Annotated in this window: 17 protein-coding genes and 1 pseudogene; all 18 read right to left on the bottom strand. The window is 42.8% G+C overall.

Going from position 1 to position 19,716, the window contains the following annotated elements:
• Window positions 1–93: 93 nt before the first annotated feature.
• The 18 genes and pseudogenes from SSV_RS04310 to SSV_RS04225 all read right to left on the bottom strand — a co-directional run bounded on the left by SSV_RS04310 (window position 94) and on the right by SSV_RS04225 (window position 19,672).
• Complete coding sequence (locus SSV_RS04310; protein ID WP_176693556.1) at window positions 94–4,296, bottom strand: GbpC/Spa domain-containing protein; 4,203 nt, start codon at window positions 4,294–4,296, stop codon at window positions 94–96.
• A 151-nt stretch (window positions 4,297–4,447) separates the two neighbouring features.
• Window positions 4,448–6,988 carry a M1 family metallopeptidase gene (locus tag SSV_RS04305; RefSeq protein ID WP_072073822.1) on the bottom strand — a complete coding sequence of 847 codons (2,541 nt, stop codon included), beginning with the start codon at window positions 6,986–6,988 and terminating at the stop codon, window positions 4,448–4,450.
• 166 nt (window positions 6,989–7,154) lie between these two features.
• Window positions 7,155–7,481 carry a hypothetical protein gene (locus SSV_RS04300; protein ID WP_072073821.1) on the bottom strand — a complete coding sequence of 109 codons (327 nt, stop codon included), beginning with the start codon at window positions 7,479–7,481 and terminating at the stop codon, window positions 7,155–7,157.
• An 8-nt stretch (window positions 7,482–7,489) separates the two neighbouring features.
• Entirely contained in the window at window positions 7,490–7,786 is a 297-nt protein-coding gene (locus SSV_RS04295; protein WP_072073820.1) for a hypothetical protein, read from the bottom strand.
• A gap of 10 nt (window positions 7,787–7,796) precedes the next feature.
• A pseudogene (locus tag SSV_RS04290) lies at window positions 7,797–9,137 on the bottom strand (hypothetical protein).
• Window positions 9,128–9,757 (bottom strand): hypothetical protein, encoded by a 630-nt coding sequence (locus tag SSV_RS04285; RefSeq protein ID WP_072073819.1) that lies wholly within the window; start codon window positions 9,755–9,757, stop codon window positions 9,128–9,130. Before SSV_RS04285 ends, SSV_RS04290 begins: the two are co-directional and overlap by 10 nt.
• 257 nt (window positions 9,758–10,014) lie before the next feature.
• Window positions 10,015–10,611, bottom strand: a complete 597-nt coding sequence (locus SSV_RS04280; protein WP_176693555.1) for a hypothetical protein — start codon at window positions 10,609–10,611, stop codon at window positions 10,015–10,017.
• Window positions 10,612–10,767: 156 nt separating this feature from the next.
• Window positions 10,768–11,421 carry a phosphate signaling complex protein PhoU gene (gene phoU, locus SSV_RS04275; RefSeq protein WP_002900571.1) on the bottom strand — a complete coding sequence of 218 codons (654 nt, stop codon included), beginning with the start codon at window positions 11,419–11,421 and terminating at the stop codon, window positions 10,768–10,770.
• Between the two features lie 14 nt (window positions 11,422–11,435).
• Entirely contained in the window at window positions 11,436–12,194 is a 759-nt protein-coding gene (gene pstB / locus SSV_RS04270) for a phosphate ABC transporter ATP-binding protein PstB (protein WP_032906495.1), read from the bottom strand.
• Window positions 12,195–12,269: 75 nt separating this feature from the next.
• The gene (gene pstB, locus SSV_RS04265; RefSeq protein ID WP_002895769.1) at window positions 12,270–13,073 is read right to left on the bottom strand and encodes a phosphate ABC transporter ATP-binding protein PstB; all 804 of its coding nucleotides are present in this window, start codon (window positions 13,071–13,073) and stop codon (window positions 12,270–12,272) included.
• 10 nt (window positions 13,074–13,083) lie between these two features.
• On the bottom strand, window positions 13,084–13,968 hold the full coding sequence (gene pstA / locus SSV_RS04260) for a phosphate ABC transporter permease PstA (RefSeq protein WP_002895770.1): 885 nt from the start codon (window positions 13,966–13,968) through the stop codon (window positions 13,084–13,086).
• Entirely contained in the window at window positions 13,958–14,875 is a 918-nt protein-coding gene (gene pstC / locus SSV_RS04255) for a phosphate ABC transporter permease subunit PstC (protein WP_072073816.1), read from the bottom strand. Before pstC ends, pstA begins: the two co-directional genes overlap by 11 nt.
• Entirely contained in the window at window positions 14,872–15,753 is an 882-nt protein-coding gene (locus tag SSV_RS04250) for a phosphate ABC transporter substrate-binding protein PstS family protein (RefSeq protein WP_072073815.1), read from the bottom strand. Before SSV_RS04250 ends, pstC begins: the two co-directional genes overlap by 4 nt.
• 130 nt (window positions 15,754–15,883) lie before the next feature.
• Window positions 15,884–17,188: an RsmF rRNA methyltransferase first C-terminal domain-containing protein gene (locus SSV_RS04245; RefSeq protein ID WP_072073814.1), complete on the bottom strand. Its 1,305-nt coding sequence runs from the start codon at window positions 17,186–17,188 to the stop codon at window positions 15,884–15,886.
• On the bottom strand, window positions 17,189–17,959 hold the full coding sequence (locus tag SSV_RS04240) for an inositol monophosphatase family protein (RefSeq protein WP_176693554.1): 771 nt from the start codon (window positions 17,957–17,959) through the stop codon (window positions 17,189–17,191).
• The gene (locus SSV_RS04235) at window positions 17,949–18,227 is read right to left on the bottom strand and encodes a UPF0223 family protein (protein WP_072073812.1); all 279 of its coding nucleotides are present in this window, start codon (window positions 18,225–18,227) and stop codon (window positions 17,949–17,951) included. The genes SSV_RS04240 and SSV_RS04235 overlap by 11 nt, the downstream gene beginning before the upstream one ends.
• Before the next feature lie 2 nt (window positions 18,228–18,229).
• A complete protein-coding gene (locus tag SSV_RS04230; RefSeq protein WP_002906786.1) occupies window positions 18,230–18,631 on the bottom strand; it encodes a Spx/MgsR family RNA polymerase-binding regulatory protein in 402 nt (133 codons plus the stop codon).
• Window positions 18,632–18,742: 111 nt separating this feature from the next.
• A complete protein-coding gene (locus SSV_RS04225; RefSeq protein WP_304362494.1) occupies window positions 18,743–19,672 on the bottom strand; it encodes a bifunctional riboflavin kinase/FAD synthetase in 930 nt (309 codons plus the stop codon).
• Window positions 19,673–19,716 lie beyond the last annotated feature (44 nt).

The raw sequence follows: 19,716 nt of genomic DNA, 5'->3' as shown, positions 1-19,716 counted from the left end.
CAAAAAATCCTCAGTAAAAAAGACTGGGACAAAATTGTCTCAGTCTAAATTTATCATGTTCAAAAGCTCTGGATGCAGGAGCTGCTTATCTTTTTATGACTCTTTCTTAGAAGAACGGAAGCCAGCTGAAGCTAGCAAGACCGCAAAGCCAAGATAAGTGAGAAGAGAGCTCGAACTGCTTCCAGTTTTAGGCAATTGACCTTGACTGGTTTGGTAGCTGACAGATAGCTGCATGTTGCTTGGTTGCTTACTTGCAGATCTTTGATGCTGCCAATCCTGGTTTGACAGAGGCTCAAATTTCTGTGCTGTTTGAATAGTAATTTCTGCAGGAGGTGTCGAAACACTAACCTGATTGGACTCTATCCGGTATTGATTATTAATCAGCAAGCTGAAATGATTGGTATAAGTTCTGCCTGAATACAAGAGTCGACCGACTGCTGCTGGAGCTAGGGTCTCGGTCGCAGAATTCAAGTCAGCATTGTAGCCTTCAAGCAGACCTGGTGCAGCAACAAAAGTCAAAATTCTGCTGCTCGGGTCATAAGAAACTTCATAACCAGGACTTTTCGCTCTAGTCGCTTCTAAATCTAATTCAAAGCCTTCTGGCAGACGATCCTCCAATAGGAAAGAATGAATTGGCAAGCGATAAGCAGGCAAAGCATCCGTTACCAGATTAAGGACAGCAAAACTTCCATGGCTAACCTCTTGTTGATGAATATTCTTATTGGACTCATTCTCCACCTCTTCTCTGACTTTTAACTGGATAAAGAGCTGGTTAAAGTGATAAGTTTGAGTCGGCGCTTGTGGACGGCTTGGCAAAGCTTGATAGCTAGGTTCAGCCGGCTTTTGAGGAACCTCTTTATAGTTCGGCTTGTCAGGCTCCTCAATCAAAGGCAGATCACTTTCTCTGAAAGGTGACTGGGGCTCAGGCTGAAGAACTGGTTCTTTAGGGAGCTGTGGTTCCTGCAGATAGCTTGGCTCCTCAGGCATGTCCTCTAAAGCAATTTCTTCTTCATAAGCAGGCGGTTTCGGACCTTCTCCCGTGCTTACTTCAGGATCTTTTTGAGGTTTTTCTGATTCTTTCAAATAAGATGGTCGTTGTGGTTCCTGTGGCAGTGGATTTTCGACCGGAGCTTGCGGAAGACTCAGCAAGGGCTGCTCCTTCTCATAGGTTGGCTCTTCAACTGCAGTCGGCTCTGTCAATAGAGAAGGGGAGCTAGGTTCTTCTGGCACTTCCTGATAAACTGGCTTTTGAGGTTGAAGCGGCTCAGGCAGATAAGTTGGCTCTTTCGGTAGAATTTCCAGATCTCTTTCTGGTAGAACTGCTGGCTCCTCAGGCCGATTTGGAAGAGGAAGAGGCTGAGTTTCTGTCGGCTGGCTAGGAAGTTCTTGATAGGCCGGCTGAGCTGGCTCTTCTGGCAAAGGTTGATAGACTGGCTGACTCGGAAGAGGATGCAAGACTTTGACTTCCTCATAAGCTGGTTCCTGAGGTTGAGCAACTTCTGTTGGAGCAACAGGCTTCATTGGAACACCTTTGGCTTTAATATCAGAGTTAAATACAAACCAAGCAGAACCCCGATTTCGTGAACCAATGTCAAAAGAAATGACATCACCTTGCGCCTTACCGACAATAGCGCCATACCAGTTATAAGGACTAGTAGGTGTATCCCATTTGTTGTGCTCAAAGCGAGAACCTTCCCGCTCAAAGTTAATTGAAATATCCGCGTGAACACTAGTATCTGGGTGAATATTAATGGCAGAACCTGTAATAGGTATATATTCACCATTAAAATTCTTGATATATTCAATCGCAACTTTGTTCGTATTTAAAGATGAGAAGCTGACAAGCGAGCCTGTCATATCAAGCCTTTCTCCAGCCTCATCGAAAAACTCTGCTTGAACATTGACCCGAGAATGGCCATAAAAATCCAAGGTCCAGACAGTCAAGGTCGGATCTTTAACTAAGAAAACTGGAAGCTTATCCTGACTCTTAGATGATTCTTTCAGAGTATAAGTGTAGACAACTTTAGCAATTTTCTTACCTTGAATACTGGAATTTTTGATATTGGTATAAGTAGCTACCAGAGGCACATCTTTCTGTAGAATGACTTTAGTCTGATGCTCTTTCCCTTTTAAAACACTGGTCAAAGCAGTCATTCCTGATTGATCCATTCTCCAAGAACGAACCTCATCAGTCAGCTCATCATTGGTATAGGTTCTAATAGAGGGATCAAGTGTCAAGACGGCCTGGGGCTCAGATTTAAAAACAAATGGCTGGCTTTCAACCTTACTGAGATAGCCTTCTTCATTTTTCTTAGCTTCAGCTTCCTGCATCTCTCTCTCATAAGTAACAAGAGCTGCATCATACTTAGTTTTGGCAGTATCATAGGCAGCTTTTGCCTTCTTATATTCTTCCAACAGCTTATCATAGTCAGCTTTCAAGCGGGCATTTTTTTCCTTAATGCTTGCATTTTCCTGCTCAATCACCGCGTTCTGCGCTGAAATAGCCGAAAGGTTTGCCTCATAATCTTCTTTTAGTCTTTGATTTTCTGCTTCAATCCTTGCAAGATTTGCTTGGTAAGTCGCTAAGTCCGCCTGATAAGCAGCTAGTTTATTCTTGTTTTCCGTCTCAATCCGAACAGTCGACTCCTGGTAGGTAAGCAAGGCTTTCTCATATGCTTCCCGACTTTTCTGGTTGCTTTCAGTGATTCGAGCCACATCCTGCTCATATTGGGCTAATTGCCTTTTATAAAGCTCTTGTTTTTCCTGATTTTGCTGACGAATCTGGGCTTTTTCAGCTTCAATGGCAGCATTACGGGCTGTTACTTCTGCTTTTTCTGTCTCATAGGCAGTTTGGCGCTTCTTATTTTCAGCTTGGACACGCTCAAGTTCAGCTTGATAGGCAGTCAAAGCTGCTTGATGATCTCTCGCTTTGGCATCATTGGCCGCCTCAATTTCAGAGCGATTCTTTTGATAAGCAGCTAATTTGCTCTCATAGTCTTTCTCTGTCGCTTGATTTTTTTGACGAATCTCAGCCAATCGCTCTTGATAAGCTGCTAAATCAGCCTGATACTGCTCCTTTAAGGCTGCATTTTTCTTCTGAACAGCTAGATTTTGGGCCTCAATCTCTTTGTTCTGCTCCTGAATTTTGGCTAACGCTGTCTCATAAGATTGTTTTGCAGCTTGATTGTCTCTTTGAATGCGTTCTACTTCCTGCTGGTAAGCCCTTAAATCTGACTGATACTGCTGCTCTAGCTCAGCATTGTCTTTCTGAACCCGAGCCAATTCTTTCTCATAGTCAGCCATGGCTGCTTGATAAACAGCTTCTTTTTCTGCCTTAACCTGAGCCATTCTGGAAACTTCAGCTTCATACTGCTTGACTGCTTCCTGATAAGCCTTTTCAGCTGCCTGATTTCGTTCTGTTATGGCTGCATTTTCAGTTTGGGCTGCTTTGTTGTGAGCTGAGACCTGAGCAAGCTTTTCTTCATAGCGACGCTTTGCTTCTGCATTCTTCTCCTGGGTAGCTTTCAGCTCTGTAGCATAGCTCTCCATAGCAGTCTGGTAGGCTGCTTTTGCTTGAGCATTTTCTTGTAAAATTCGTGAACGATCCTCTTGATAGGCTGCTAAAGCTGCTTGATAGGAGACTTCTTTCTCTTGATTGATTTTTACTATACGGTTCAATTCTGCTTGATAAGCCGTCCGTTTCTGCTCATAGTCCGCCTCTAGCTGAGCATTTTCAGCTTGAATACGACTGGACTCTTGTGCATAGGAAGCCAGAGCCTTGTCATATTGGTCTTTCAAGGCTTGATTGGCAGACTCTTTCTGACTGAGTTCTTTCTCATAAGTCTTCAGTTGCTCCTGATAGGCTGCTGTGGTTTCACGTATTTTCTTGACTTGAGTTGCGTAATCGGCTTGGGCTGTCTCCCGTTTACTAGCAGCTTCTTCTGAATTTCTAGCTGTTCCTAAATCAACAGTCGGCTCCTGCTTTAGCTGAACTCTTGCTTTCCCGGCCTCTGCCACAGCTTGGTCCAGGTCCGCATGGGAAACCTCCAAGGGAAGCTTGTCTTGACTTACTGGCCCCGACTGAGCAGGGGCAGCAGTTGGCTGGGACGCTTCGGTTGGCGAAAGTCCAGCTTCAGAAAGGGCAGACTCATCAGCTGCTGAAGATACCTTTTCCTCTGCTTTAACTGATCCGGCAGCTACCAACAAAGCCGCACCCAAAACAGCTCCGCACAAGCCCTTAGAAAGGCGGCTCTTGCGGAAGCCATAGACTATTTTCTTTTCCATAATAAACTCCATTTCTCCTTTAAACAGTTGCCTGTTTATTTCACATACTATTCTATTTTATCAAAGCAAAGGCATATTAGCAATGTTTAAATACTCAAAATGATAAATAAAAGCCTGAGATAGGATCATATCTCAGACTTTCAAGTCATTTTAATCAAATCTATCAGATTGCAGCTCGAATTGCTTTTTCCACTGCTTCTTTCTCACCCTTCACCAGTTCAACACGCGCAGCGATTTCCTTGATTCCCATGCTGATGTTTCGGCTAATCGCCATATCGTCCAACTGTGGTTCAAAGAAGGCTTTGTATTCTGCTAATCTCTTCTCTGTCTTGAAGACCACTGCTGGGCTAATGACAAAGCTATCAAAGCTCATATCGCCACCTAGAGCTGCCTTAATCCAGTCCCAATTCTCACGCGCCCAAGTCCACACTGCTTCTTGAGTAAAATCACGGTTGAGGAAACGGGCATACCAAGCTGACAAATCCTGCGGTTTCACAGTAAATTTATCCTTCCAAGTCGCTAACAGTTCATCCAAGGTTTCCTTGTTCTTCGTATAAGAAAGGGCTGTAGAAAGAGCATTTTTGAAGCTTCCATCATTTGAAGCGACATATAGGTCCAGATAAAGCTTAGTCAGCTCCTTGCTTTCATAATGCTTGATTTGGTTGACCAATACCTGCAAACGAATAGCGGCAGGGAGTTTTTCCAAATTATCACGATAGCGGTCAAAAATCTGACTAGCTTGAGCTTTAGCCGTTTCATCGTCAGCCTTAATCATATTGCCCACAATCAGCTGACGAACCATCTCATCCTCATCGCTTTCGCCTGCCTGTTTTTCAAAACCAAGACGGTCGAAATTGCTTTGACTGAGAATTTTCAGCAGGGCTTTGTAATCTTCTTCTGTCTGACTGCCTTCATCCACAAAGCGGTTCAATCCTTCTAGCACTTGGGAAACAGCTGAAACTACCATATAAGAAGTTTCGTTTGCCAACTTGCTGATGACTGGCAGCAGGTCTGCATAGGAAATCTTACCCGACTCTGCCAGAAGTCGGCGCTCCTGCACGATTTGCAGTTTGCTGATATTGTCCAAAGAGCTGAGATTATTCAGAAGATCATCCAGCAACTCACCCTGATAATCTGTAATATAGTGAGCAGTGTTTTCTGTATTGAGACGCAGGGCCCCGTCATTTTGCGCTGCCAAGGCTGCATAATTAGGAATTTCCAGTCTTTCTGTCGTCAGAGTATCAGGAAGTCCTTGCCAGTTACTGTTGAGCGGTACTGGCCAAAGGCGCCCCTTGTCCTCGTGCTCCCCAATGAAAAACTGCTTCTGGGTCAAAATCAAGCAGTCATTTTCAACCTTAGCTGTGACAACTGGATAACCCGGCTGCTCCAGCCAAGCATCCATAAAGGCAGCTACATCACGGCCAGAAGCTTGAGAAAGAGCGTCCCAGAGATCACGACCGATGGTATTGCCATACTGATGCTTTTCAAAGTAGGCACCTAACCCCTTACGGAAAGCATCATCTCCCAGCCAACGGCGCAACATGTGCATGAGGCGGCTGCCCTTAGCATAGACAATGGCTCCATCAAAAAGAGTATTAATTTCATCAGGGTGCTTGACCTCTACATGAACCGACTGGACGCCATCTGTCGCGTCACGCTTGAGGGCATAAGGAGCCCCACCGGTCTGGAAATCTTCAAAAATCTTCCAGCTAGGCTCAGTCGCGTCAACTGAGACATACTCCATCATATTGGCAAAGCTTTCATTGAGCCAAAGATCGTCCCACCACTTCATGGTAACTAGATTTCCGAACCATTGGTGGGCTAGTTCGTGTGCAACAACCAAGGCAACTGTCTGACGGCTCAGAGCTGTTGAATTTTCATCCACCAGCAGATAAATTTCCCGATAGGTTACCAAGCCCCAGTTTTCCATAGCCCCAGCAGAAAAGTCTGGCAGGGCCACATGAAGTGACTGAGGAATAGGATACTTGACTCCGTAGTATTCTTCGTAAAATTCAATGCAGCGAACCGCAATGTCCAAAGCAAACTCTAGATTGCTGGCTGGGTGGGCCTTGGTCGCATAAACTCCTACCAAAGTTCCATTCTTGGTTTTAGCAGTAATTCCTTGCATATCACCTGCAGCAAAAGCCAAGAGATAGGAAGACATACGTGGAGTCGTTTCAAACTTCCAAACGCCAGTCACTTTGCGGTTTTCAACATCAATTTCCGGCATATTAGACAGGGCCAATTCACTCTCTGCTTGGTCAAATTTCAAAGCCAAATCAAAAGTTGCCTTAGCCTCTGGCTCATCCACACTCGGAAAGGCTTCGCGGGCAAAATGGCTCTCAAACTGCGTAGAAATGATTTCTTTTTTCACACCATCTACCGTGTAGTAAGATGGGTAAATCCCTGTCATATTGTCCGTAATCTTACCAGTATAAGTTATTGTCACCACTACAGGACCGGCCGCTTCCAGCTCAATATAAAGAGCTTCATTGTCCTTATCAAGAGTGAAAGGACGTGCTTGGCCAGCCACCTCTACAGCTTCAACTGTCAAATCTTTTTGATGTAGGGAAATCTGACTCGTCTTAGCTTCCCCAGTAATGGTCACCTTGCCTGAAAAAGTCTTGTCGGCACGATTCAGTTCCAAAAAGAGATCATAGTGCTCAGGAACAAAAGTTTCAATAAAATGTTTAACTGCTTGCATCAGCTTCTCCTCATCTAGTGAACAACATGGCAAGATTACTCCGCCATACTTGTCCGCTTATAATCTGTTATTATTGTATCATATTTAAAAGATTTCGTTGCAGAATAAATGCAAACAAAAAAACAGGTAGTACCTGTCCATGTAGTTTATGAAAATGGAAGAACGGTCAAGAGTTCTTCTTTTCTTTCTCAAGTTCCTCTAATTTTTTATTATAGATTCGATTTTCTTCGTGATAAGTTTTGTTTAGCCGTTCTTCATAACGCTGAATTTTTCTCTCAAAAATTTCCCTGTTTTCCTCTATTTGGCTTAATTCATATGAGAGCACGGTATCAGGACTATTGCGACAAAAAGATAATATCCATTCGCTCATTCGCTCTGAAACATTTTTAGCCTCTCGTCTCATATCCTGATAATCCCATTCATACTCGCTGACTTTCTTTCGAAAAGCTATATGTTCGTCATCAAGGCGCTTCATTTTTTTCTGAATATCCATACGGCCTCCTATAGGATAGGGCTGGACAATTCAGGCTTTGGAACAGCACCTAGCACCTCTTTTACTGAATCCGCCGCCCCACCAGAGAAAGCCCCAGATAAATCTGCAGGCACTTGAGAAGACGCAAAAGACTTCATAGTCTCAGCTTGATTATCCAGCCAGCTTTGCAAAACTTGACTCTCCTCAAGAAGAATGGCTCTTTTAGCTGAAATCAAGCCCCGAATAGCTATGCGTTCCTGAATCTTTAAATATTCTTTTTTTATACGTTCGGCTTCAACTCTATCTTCTGTATTTGGTTCAATCATGCTCTTCCTCCTAACTTTTCTCGAAAATCTGGGCACCTTGTTGATCGATTTCTACTATCCTATCTGCAGCTTTATTTAAGTTCCCTGCAATATTAGTCATAGTATTTTTATAAGAGCTTGCTGAGGCAAGGGTACTTGCTTCTTTTCCATCATTCCAAGCAGTTGACATGCTCAACTCAGATAACAACCCCTCTACCTCATCAGCTGAAAGATTATGGGCTAGAGTATAGGCTGCATTACTCAATTCTGAGATGTGTGCTTAAACTTTCGATTTTGCACTTACTAACTTATCTTTAACCTCTTGCTCATAGACCTCCGCCTGAAGCTGAGCAGTTTGTGCACTTGTTCGAACAAGCTCCTCTCTCAAACTAATCATTTTTTCGCCAGAACTAGTCTTCAAAGAGGCATGCAATTCATCAATGTATTCCCTATTTATGGCGATTAAATCATGCTTAGAAGGCTCGGGAGCGAAGTCTCCGTAGTCCCTTAAATACTCAAGAACATAATTTTCAGGATTCTTTTTGGCATAGTCTAATCCAAAATTTGCGGTTGCGGCATTTATTTCGTACATTTTTGCTTTAAGTTTTGCAATCTTTTTGACTTGCTTTTCGGTCATGCCAGAGCAGAAAAGACCATTTTTTTCATACCATTCAAAATCTGGCCTATTACCTTTAATCTTTGGTAACCCAGCATTATGATGTTTTCCCTCTACAGTAAATACTTTTCCATACGGAATGATCCCTCCATGACCATCCCAACTTATTAAATCTTTCCCTTGATCACTGTATGAATGTAAGTGTTTATTAATATATGCTAATTCTTCATCACTAATACCTCTATAGTCGGCTGTATTTTTTGTCAACGAATTCCACGCACCCCAGTCCATGAAATTTGTAATCTTTTGGACTTTCATTTCCGCAGCTACTTTAGCAACTGCTGGTCCAGCTTGACTAAATCCCGACATATTACTGATATCAACTTCTTGTCCTTTGCCAGCCATTTTTTTAGCACTAGCTAATGATTGATTATAAAATTCTCGAACGTCCTTTGTCTGTTCTGTTAATTGATTTCTTGCCATTACCGCATTGAATACTGATTCTGTAACATGGTTATTAATTTCGTTATTAGGTGATTGAGTACCAGCAACAACAATGGTAGTTTGAGTGTAATCAACTTGTCCATTAATAATTGGTGCTACTGTTACAGCTTGTGTAGTTTTGTTGATTTCCTTTATTACTTTATATTCAATTTCACTTTTATCAGTAGTATAAGTCTGACCTTCATTTTTTTCATTGATTATGTCAAGAACTTCAGTTTGGAGTTCCTGAATTTCCTCGTCTGTTAACGCCATTTGAAATGATCTCCTTTTCTAATTTGAGTATTAAATTTCACTTCAGCACGAGGACTTCCGTTTTGATTCTTTTCTATATTCTTTATTTGTCCAGCTTTGATTAAGGCTGATATATTATTATCAATTCGTTTGCTTGTTGATAATTTTGCTTTTTCCGGCAATATCTGATTATTAGAGATATTGACATAGTCATCATCCACCTTTATTTCAATAACTTCATTGTCAAATCCATCAAAGCTAAGTTGAATACTGCCACTACTTGTAAAACGGCCAAAATCTTCTTCTCCAACAGAACGTCCTAAATAAGCCTTATTACCATGATTGTCATAAATGACAGGCACAATTGTTGCACGAAACATACTCTGCCCATCCCCACCTTGAACAAAAATTGGCGAAAACTCAATTTTACTAACACCAGAGTAATGCTCTTTAATGTAAGTTGCCAGTTGTTCTTCCAACAAACGAAATCCTCGTTTGTAAAGTTTTACTCCTTTATCGTCTAAAACATCACTAACATTATATGGAGAGTTTTTGTGTTCAATCCATTTTGTCATACAATATACTCCTCCTGAAATTAAAACTATAAGAGCTACTCCGATTGCAAAAAATTTTTTCTTCATTATTTACTTACCTCACACCTTTATAAAAACGCTTTTATTTTTTAATATAGTATATCATAATATTTCTAGTCATATCATTATTTCTGGTCCCATTCATTTCTTTATAAAAGCGCTTTTAATTATCTGTTTATGATATCTTGAATCTTTTACATAAAAAAGTTCTATTTCAAATCCTATAAATAACTTCGCTTTCATTCTTTACGTTTTTCTTAAGATTTAACTACATTCTTCGAACCTCTTGATCAGGCAAAGCCACATCATCCTTCCTCTTTACTTAGCTTAACATTGTAAATGATTTCAGCTTCTGGGCTTCCCTTTTCATCCTTGACAACATCTTTTAGCTGACCGTCTTCTACTAACATTTGAATATTTATATCTATACTTTTTGCATCTGTTAATTTAGCTTCTTTAGGGAGTTCTTTAGCATTTGAGACATCAATACTATTATCTTCTGAATCTAACAACTCAATTACTTCATTACCACTCCAATCAAAATCAAGAACAAGATCTGCTTCAATCCCAAAACTATTTGGGATATATTTTTTTATTTGTGTACCTAGAGTTTCTTTATTCCCATATTTATCATAGATTGTCGGACGCACATAGGCATTTAGCATAGAACCGCCATTATCCCCTGTAATATAAATAGGAGAAAATTCAATCTTCTCAATAGCTTTATAGTGTTCTTTGAAATAGGTCCCATATTGTTCTTCTAAGAGCCGAAAACCTTGCTGATAGAGCTTAGTTGTTTTGGGGCTAAAGTTGGGTTTGGTTATTTTTTTATAGACAAAGATGCTACCAGATGCCAAAACAAGAATAAGAGCAAGTGCCGTAAAAAGTTTTTTCTTCATCATTTTCTCCTAAATTCTTCACTATGAAAATACATTACAACCTTTATATTCTTATAGTGTAAAATAGTCGGTCTCAAGTTCCAATGAAAAACCGGATACTTCAGCATAGTCATGAATATACAAAAAAAAGACACGAAATAAATCGTATCTTTTTGATGATCACAACTCAATAATTTTACCTGTTTCAAAGTAAACAACCCATTCACAGATATTCTTGGCATAGTCACCGATTCGTTCCAAGTAAGAGATAACTTGGAAGTAGTCGCGGCCAGTCACAATCAGTTCTGGATTTTGTTTGATTTCCTCTGTAGCAAGATCGCGAATATCATCAAAGTATTGGTTGATTTTCTCATCCATAGCTGCTACAGCATAGGCTTGGTCTACATTTCCATTGAGGTAGACGTTTAGGGTTTCTTCAACGAAATTCTTAACATCGCGCCCCATCTTGCTGATGGCATCTTCTACAGACTCGATGCGGACCTCTCCCTTCATCCGAACAGTGGCTTTGGCGATCGATACGGCATGGTCACCCATGCGTTCCAAGTCACTGCTGGCTTTCAGCACGGTGATAACGGTCCGCAAATCCTGAGACACAGGTTGTTGTAAGGCGATGATTTCCAGAGATTTCTTCTCCAGTTTCACTTCGTAGTCATTGACTTCAGCATCGTCTTCAATGACCTGACGAGCCAGTTCGCGGTCATGCGTGACAAAGGCACGCACCGTCCGATTAATCTGCGATAGAACTTCATTTCCCATCGCATAGAATTGATTATGAAGTTTTTCTAAATCTTCTTCAAATTGTACTCTAAGCATAAGATTCCTTTCTGTTATCCGAATTTACCAGTAATGTAGTCTTCGGTCTCTTTGTGGGCTGGATTGAGGAACATCTTCTTGGTTTCATTAAATTCAATCAAGTCTCCGCCAAGGAAGAAGCCAGTCTTTTCAGAAATCCGAGATGCCTGCTGCATGGAGCGAGTGACCAAAAGCATGGTATATTTGTCTTTCAGACTGTAGAGGGTTTCCTCGATTTTTCCAGCTGAGATTGGGTCCAAGGCTGATGTCGGCTCGTCCAAGAGAATGATCTTAGGACTAGTGGCTAGCACGCGTGCCACACAGACCCGTTGCTGCTGGCCACCGGAAAGACCGATTGCTGAGTCATTCAGACGGTCCTTGACCTCATCCCAGATAGAAGCGCCAATCAGGGAACGTTCTACTGCTTCGTCCAAGACGGCCTTGTCCTTGACACCATTAATCCGAAGTCCATAGACCACATTTTCATAGATAGTCATAGGAAAGGGATTGGGCTGCTGGAAAACCATTCCGATTTCCTTGCGAAGCTCTACCGTATCTGTCCTCGGACTATAGATATTGTGACCGTTATAAATGACCGTTCCTGTAGTCGTTACTTCTGGATTCAGGTCCCCCATTCGGTTAATGGCCTTAAGCAAGGTTGACTTACCTGAGCCTGACGGGCCAATCAAAGCCGTAATCTCATTTGGCATGAAATCAAGTGAAACGCTATTAAGGGCTTTCTTTTTATTATAATAAACCGACAAGTCCTTGACTTGCAAAATAGGTTCTGTCATAGGTTTTTCCTTCATTTTATTTTAAATTCAACCAAAGACCAAGCTTGTTGAATCGTGATGAATACGGATAGCTGCTTAACCAAAGTGGCCTGAAACATAGTCATTAGTGGACTGAAGCTTGGCATTTTGGAAAATATTGGCCGTCTTATCGTACTCAATCAAGTCGCCCAGATAGAAGAATCCAGTGTAGTCACTAGCACGGGCAGCCTGCTGCATATTGTGTGTCACAATGATAATGGTATAGTTGTTCTTAAGTTCGAACATGGTTTCTTCCAGCTGCATGGTCGCAATCGGATCCAAGGCTGACGCTGGCTCATCCATGAGCAGAATGTTTGGCTTGACCGAGATAGCACGAGCAATGCAGAGCCGCTGCTGCTGCCCGCCAGAGAGAGTCAGGGCTGACTTGTGCAAGTCATCTTTGACCTGGTCCCAAAGAGCTGCTTGTTTGAGCGAAGTCTCCACAATCTCATCCAAAACCTTTCTATCTCTGACACCGGCCCGTTCATGGGCAAAAGTGATATTTCGATAGATAGACTTGGCAAAAGGATTTGGCCGTTGGAAAACCATACCTATATGCTTGCGCATTTCATAAACATTGATTTCAGGGCGGTTGACATCAATCCCCTCGTAGAGGATCTCTCCAGTCACATTGGCAATATCAATGGTATCGTTCATGCGGTTGAGGCTGCGAAGATAGGTTGATTTACCTGAGCCAGAGGGACCGATAAGAGCTGTGATTTTGTTTTTTTCAAACTGCATATCAATGCCCTTGATGGATTCCTTTTTACCGTAGTAAACATGCAAATCCTTGGTCGACAGGGCTACCTTTTCTTCAGGAAAAGTAATGATATGTTTTTCATTCCAATTATATTCTGTCATTTCTTCTCCTTTAAGCAGAGGTTAATTTCTTATGTAGATAGCTGCCCAGTTTGCGGGCTCCCAGATTGAAAATCAAAATGAAGATCAGGAGAACTGCTGCTGAACCAGCAGAAACAGCTGTGCCATCAGGAATAGTTCCTTCACTGTTGACCTTCCAGATATGAACAGCCAAGGTCTCAGCCTGACGGAAGATAGAGATAGGGCTCGTAACACTGAAAATATTCCAGTTGGACCAGTCCAGAGCCGGAGCTGACTGACCTGCTGTATAAATCAAGGCTGCTGCTTCACCAAAGATACGACCGGAAGCCAGTACAATCCCTGTCACAATACTAGGCAAAGCTTCCGGGATGACCACATGCAGAACCGTTTCCCAGCGGGAAATTCCCAAGGCCAAACCAGCTTCACGTTGGGTGTGGTGGACATGGCGAAGACTATCTTCGACGTTCCGCGTCATCTGAGGCAGATTAAAGACTGTCAGAGCCAAGGCACCAGAAATGATTGAGAAGCCATACTCAAACTGGACAACAAAAATCAAATAACCAAAGAGCCCAACTACTACTGAAGGCAGTGAAGACAGAATTTCAATACAGGTGCGGACAAAGTTGGTTACTGGTCCTTTCTTAGCATACTCTGACAAATAAACCCCAGCCCCCATAGAAAGAGGAACAGAGATAATCAGAGTAATCACCAGCAGGAAGAAGGAATTGTATAGCTGAATCCCAATGCCACCGCCAGCTTGGTAAGAAGAGGATTTCCCTGTCAAGAAAGACCAGGAAACATGCGGCAGACCTCTAACTAAGATATAGAGGATAAGAGAGGCAAGGATGGCAACAATGATACTCGCTATTGTGTAGAGAACACCAGTCGCCAATTTATCTAATTTCTTAGCGTGCATAGTTTTTCTTACCTCTTTCTTTTGTAATTAGTTTAATCACACTGTTAAAGGCTAAGCTCATCATCAAGAGCACCAGAGCCAGAGACCAGAGAACGTTATTATCCACTGTTCCCATAACGGTATTTCCGATTCCCATAGTCAAGACAGAGGTCAGTGTAGCTGCTGGTGTTGTCAGAGAGGTTGGAATCACCGCAGAGTTCCCAACGACCATCTGGATAGCTAGTGCTTCACCGAAGGCACGCGCCATTCCAAAGACCACCGCTGTAAAGATACCTGAGCGAGCAGCCTTGAGTGTTACCCGCCAAATAGTCTGCCAGCGCGTTGCGCCCATAGCCAGACTTGCTTCACGGTAATGACGTGGCACAGCACGCAGACTGTCCGTTGTCATAAAGGTTACTGTCGGCAAAATCATGACAAAGAGCACAAAAATACCAGACAAAATCCCAAAACCAGTTCCGCCAAAGACTGTTCGGACAAAAGGAACCACGATCTGCAGACCGATAAAGCCATAAACAACAGACGGAATACCAACTAAAAGCTCAATCGCAGGTTGCAGTATTTTCGCTCCTTTTGGAGAAACCTCTGTCATAAAGACAGCTGCACCAATCGCAAAGGGAGTTGCTATCAGGGCTGACAGAATGGTAACGATAAAGGAGCCTAAAATCATTGGCAGGGCACCAAATTCCTTACCAGAAGGATTCCAGACGCCACCAAAAAGAAAATCAAAAATATTAACGCCGTTAACAAAGAAAGTGGATAGACCTTTCTGAGCAACGAAGATTAGAATCATAGCCACAATCACCACAATCAGTGACAGACAGGCAAAAGTCAGATAGCGGCCAAACTTCTCCAAGCGAGAATTTTTAGAAGGCGATAACAACTTTTTGGTTAATTCCTCATTTTTCATTTTGAATCTCCTTCTATTGCTGTGACATTTCCATCAGCATCCTTGCTGACTTTCATATCGTTGATTGAGATATAGCCCATGCTGGTAACTACCACTTTTTGAACATCATCTGACAGCATGTATTCAAGAAACTCAGCAGCTAGACCAGTCGGCTTGCCCAGTGTATACATATGCTCATAAGACCAGAGCGACCAGTTATTGGTAGCAACATTTTCTGCTGTTGGTTCGTAGTTATTGAGTTTCACGGTTTTTACAGACTCATCAACATAGGCAAAGGCTAGGTAAGAAATCGCACCAGGAGTTTGCGAAACGATATTTTTGACCATACCGTTGGAATCCTGCTCCTGACTCTGCACAGCTGATTTCCCATCCATAATGACACTATCAAAGGTTGCTCGGGAACCAGAGCTAGCCGCACGATTGATAATCGAAATCTCCAAGTCCTTACCACCCAGCTCTTTCCAGTTGGTGATTTCACCAGTGAAAATTTTCTGCAGCTGCTCGGACGTTAGATTATCCACATCAACTTCTTTATTGACAATCACAGCAATACCGGCCACAGCGACCTTATGATCCACCAAGTCAGATGCCTTAATCCCTTCCTTCTCTTCAGCAAAAACATCAGAGTTCCCGATTTCAACAGCTCCTGATTGCACTTGAGACAGACCTGTACCAGATCCACCACCCTGCACATTGACCGTTTTACCAATGTTGTTGGAGCCAAAGTCATCAGCTGCCGCTTCAACTAAGGGCTGCAGGGCAGTTGACCCTACTGCTGTCATAGATTCACCACGGTCAATCCAAGATGAGCAAGCTGATAAGGTGAGTCCTAAGCCCAGAGCTGTCAGCGCTAAAGCAAATTTTTTCAATTTGTTCAAAAGATTTCTCCTTTAATAAAATCAAGAGGATGGGAAGTATCTTTAGTATTTCTTACTTAGAAGAAAGAAGTTTTTTTCAATACATTCACATCTTCAACTATATCATATAATACCAGCTTTTCCTAATATTTTATCTAAATCTCAGGCCTTTTGGAAAATAATTTTTCAGGGTTTTTCCAGTCACTTTTGCAAAGCCCAGACCGTTCCCGCCAAGGACCAGCTGGTACCAGCCGTTCGGCTGTGGTTCTGCCAGTTCAATCGTCTCACCTGCCGCATATTTCTTGAAGTCCTGATTACTGATTTCAACTCGATTCAGAACTTCGCTGGGCTTCATAGCCAAGCCTAGGGCAAAGCTAGGCTCAAAGCGATTCTTCTTAAACGTTCCTAGATGCAAACCGTTACGAGCAATCTTTAGCTTGGACAGGTCTGGCAGGCCAGCTGGCAACAAATAAAGATTGTCCCCAAAGGTCTGCAGGTCACCAGTCAAGACTGTTTTTAGATGCTTGCTCTCAAAATCCTGCCATAGCTTTCTTTGCTCGCTCGTCAAACGATTCTTACCTGATTTAATTTTCTTGCAGCTATTCTCACCAGTAAAGCGAAAATGGGCTGCAAACTGACCTTCACCTTTGAAGCGATGCGGATACATCCGAGCTGTCTCAGGAAAGCCAATCCCTTCAGCCATCCCGTTTATCTTAGGAATATCAATCAGTTCAAGTGGAAATTCTTCCAGTAACCAAGCAACGATGTCTTCATTTTCTTCAGGAGCCCAAGTACAGGTCGAATAAACTAGCCGACCGTCCTTGGCCAGCATGCTCATAGCAGCTGTTGAAATCTCTCGCTGGAGCTGGGCGCATTGAGCTGGATAATCTGGAGTCCAATACTGGGTAGCATCTGGCTGCTTGCGAAACATGCCCTCCCCCGAACAAGGGGCATCCAGCACAATCAAATCAAAATAGCCCTCGAAAACCTGAGCCAGACTGTCAGCTGATTCATTGGTAACCACCACATTTCTAGCACCAAAGCGCTCAATGTTCTCAACTAAGATTTTAGAGCGTTTACTATTGATTTCATTGGAGACCAGCAGGCCAGTATTATCTAAAAAAGATAAAAGATGAGTTGACTTGCCACCTGGTGCTGCAGCTAAATCTAGGACCTTCATACCCTTAGATGGCGCTGCTATCTGAGCCACCATCTGAGCTGCTGGCTCCTGCGAATAAACCAGACCAGTCACATGCTCAGCAGACTTGCCAGACACCTTGCCATAAAAGCCCCAATCTGTCTGAGGAATGGCATCTGAGAAATTCTGCTGGCCTTCTTTCAGAGGATTGCTGCGAAAGGCCGAAATCGGCTCCTCTTCAAAAGTCGCAAAAAATTCTGCTGCTTCTGCGCCTAAAATCTGCTCATATTTTTCTTTAAAACCTTTAGGAAAGTCCATCTACTGCTTCCCCTTTTCTAAATAAGGCTTCAGAGCCGATAGTTTGCACTTAGGCGCCATCATGACAGGCTGCCGAGTCTGGAAATTTAGCTGACTGCCATCCAAGGTCTGGACGATAAAGTCTAGCTTCTCCGCCATAATCGAAGCCGCTGCATAATCCCAAGGCCAGTTGTAGGAAAAATAAGCCAAGAGGCCACCAGACAGTACCTTGCTAAAGCTAATCCCAGCACTGCCATAAACCCGAACCCCTAAACACTCTCGGGCCAAGTTTGCCAAGCCCCAATCATTGGCTTGCAGCATACCGGCATTAGAAGCCATGAGAAAATCTTGAAAAGGCCGGTCCTCAAAAGCAGGAAGTTTCCAGTCGTTACAATAGACATCAAAGTCTCCGCCACCATGATAGAGCTGGTCTCTGGTCACATCATAGATCAAGCCAAAACGACCAATGCCCTCTTCAAAATAGGCAATCATAACAGCAAAATCAGCTTTCTGAGTGATAAAGTTGGTGGTCCCGTCGATTGGATCTATCACCCAGACATTGCCATCAGCAATATTATGTCGGAGTCCATTTTCCTCCGCTAAAATAGCATCCTGCGGATAGCGGGCTAGAATCTTAGCCACCAAATCATCCTGAACCTTCCGGTCCATCTGGGTGACCAAGTCAGTGGCACTGGTCTTTTGACTCACATCCAAATCATCATAGAGATGTTCCCTCAAAAAAGCACCAGCTTGGTAGATGATTTCTTTAGCAAAATGAAATTTATTTTCCAAGAGAAATGCTTCCTTTACCTTTACTTTTTGCCTCTTGAACAGCACGATAAAGCGAATAACCGCTGAGGTTTTCGAACTCTCGTCCGATTCGCTTCTCTTGACCCTTGCTCGGAACAACTTGCTTGAAAGCCGCATAGGACTTCAAGAGCTTTTCCGCTTGGACTTTCTGTTCATAAGCTGCTTCTACATCATTAAAAAAAGAGAGCACCGAAGCAAGCTCTTCAGTGCTCCACGATAAATCTAGTGGGTAACTATAATTTTTGTTCATCTTTACTGAATATCTGCCCGCATGGTTGCGGATCTTAACTCTTCCTTACGATAACTCCGAGGCAAGAAAGCACGAATTTCATCCTCGTTAAAGCCGATTTGCATCCGTTTGCCGTCTAAAATAATTGGGCGTCGCAAAAGACTGGGATTTTCCTCAATCAACTGAATCAAGGTTGAAATGGATAAATCCTCCACATCCAAATCTAATTTCTGAAAAATTTTTGAGCGAGTTGAAATAATGTCGTCTGTACCGTTCTCTGTCAGAGAAAGAATGTGTTGCAATTCGGGAGCTGACAGAGGGCTCGTCATGATATTATGTTCCTGAAAGGGCACTTCATGATTTAGCAGCCAAGCACGCGCCTTACGGCAAGAAGTACAACTCGGCGATAAAAATAATGTAATCATGCGTTTCTCTTCTAATTCTGTATAATAACTACCTCTATTATACTAAATTTTATTTGGCTTGACTATATTTTTTTGAAAATTACTGCCGAATGTCATGAAAATATAAATTTTTCAACTATTTCGATAAGCAGTCCAACTTTTAGCAATCTCCTCATCGCTCTGCAGCTGAGCGACCAGCTTATCAATACTATCGAACTTAACCATCTCGCGAATCTTATCCATCCAGAAAATCCGAATGATATCGCCATAGATATCCTGAGAAAAATCAAAGATATTGACCTCAAAACGGAGTTCATCCCCGTCAAAAGTTACATTTTTCCCAACACTAGCCATACCACGATAGCGCTGACCATTGTGCTCAACGTCCGCGACATAGACGCCATCTCCTGGAAGAAGGACTCGATCCAAGGGAGCAAGATTGGCTGTTGGATAGCCAATCGTCCGTCCTCTGGCATTGCCATGAACCACAATTCCTCGAGTGGACAGAGGGTAGCCCAGCAATTCTTGAGTTTTCAGCATATCTCCGACGGCAATCGTCTCCCGAATCCGAGTGGAAGAAATCTTCCGATTATCTAGATTAACCGAGGGAACGATAACAATCTTGCCATTAAAATAATCTCTCAGCTCATGTGACTCTTTGCGGTCTGAGCCAAAATGATAGTCAAAGCCGGCTACCACAGCCTTGGCGCGCAGACGAGACACGTATTTCTCAAAAAAGTCTCGGGCTGTATTGCCTGCAAAATGGCTAGTAAAATCAATCAGGTAAAGATAGTCAACACCCAGACTTTCCAGCTGAGCCATCCGGTCTTCAGGACTAGCTAGATGCAGCATGAGTTCAGGCTGATAGCGGACAAAGGCTAGCTTAGGCGACTCCGGGAAGGTTAGCACTGCAATCTTTAGACCTTGCTCATCAGCAATTTCTCTCGCTTTCTCAAAGAGTGCTTGGTGGCCCTTATGCAGCCCATCGAAATAGCCTAGAACAAGGACCGTATCTTCTGTCTGATCAATCCCTTTTTCATCTATAATTCTCTTGGTTATCATCATTCCTCTATTTTACTACGCATTTGGGATTTTTACAATATACC

The sequence above is a fragment of the Streptococcus sanguinis genome, from assembly GCF_001078705.1.
GTDB lineage: Bacteria > Bacillota > Bacilli > Lactobacillales > Streptococcaceae > Streptococcus > Streptococcus sanguinis_D.
This window is presented reverse-complemented; position numbering and strand designations above follow the sequence as displayed.

Bases quoted from the DNA above. Each gene is read 5' to 3' on its own strand.
- SSV_RS04280 (WP_176693555.1), bottom strand. From the start codon at position 10,611: ATGATGAAGAAAAAACTTTTTACGGCACTTGCTCTTATTCTTGTTTTG.
- SSV_RS04225 (WP_304362494.1), bottom strand. From the start codon at position 19,672: ATGATAACCAAGAGAATTATAGATGAAAAAGGGATTGATCAGACAGAA.
- pstB (WP_002895769.1), bottom strand. From the start codon at position 13,073: ATGACAGAATATAATTGGAATGAAAAACATATCATTACTTTTCCTGAA.
- SSV_RS04305 (WP_072073822.1), bottom strand. From the start codon at position 6,988: ATGCAAGCAGTTAAACATTTTATTGAAACTTTTGTTCCTGAGCACTAT.
- phoU (WP_002900571.1), bottom strand. From the start codon at position 11,421: ATGCTTAGAGTACAATTTGAAGAAGATTTAGAAAAACTTCATAATCAA.
- pstB (WP_032906495.1), bottom strand. From the start codon at position 12,194: ATGACAGAACCTATTTTGCAAGTCAAGGACTTGTCGGTTTATTATAAT.
- SSV_RS04235 (WP_072073812.1), bottom strand. From the start codon at position 18,227: ATGAACAAAAATTATAGTTACCCACTAGATTTATCGTGGAGCACTGAA.
- SSV_RS04310 (WP_176693556.1), bottom strand. From the start codon at position 4,296: ATGGAGTTTATTATGGAAAAGAAAATAGTCTATGGCTTCCGCAAGAGC.
- SSV_RS04300 (WP_072073821.1), bottom strand. From the start codon at position 7,481: ATGGATATTCAGAAAAAAATGAAGCGCCTTGATGACGAACATATAGCT.
- SSV_RS04230 (WP_002906786.1), bottom strand. From the start codon at position 18,631: ATGATTACATTATTTTTATCGCCGAGTTGTACTTCTTGCCGTAAGGCG.
- SSV_RS04245 (WP_072073814.1), bottom strand. From the start codon at position 17,188: ATGGACTTTCCTAAAGGTTTTAAAGAAAAATATGAGCAGATTTTAGGC.
- pstA (WP_002895770.1), bottom strand. From the start codon at position 13,968: ATGCACGCTAAGAAATTAGATAAATTGGCGACTGGTGTTCTCTACACA.
- pstC (WP_072073816.1), bottom strand. From the start codon at position 14,875: ATGAAAAATGAGGAATTAACCAAAAAGTTGTTATCGCCTTCTAAAAAT.
- SSV_RS04295 (WP_072073820.1), bottom strand. From the start codon at position 7,786: ATGATTGAACCAAATACAGAAGATAGAGTTGAAGCCGAACGTATAAAA.
- SSV_RS04285 (WP_072073819.1), bottom strand. From the start codon at position 9,757: ATGAAGAAAAAATTTTTTGCAATCGGAGTAGCTCTTATAGTTTTAATT.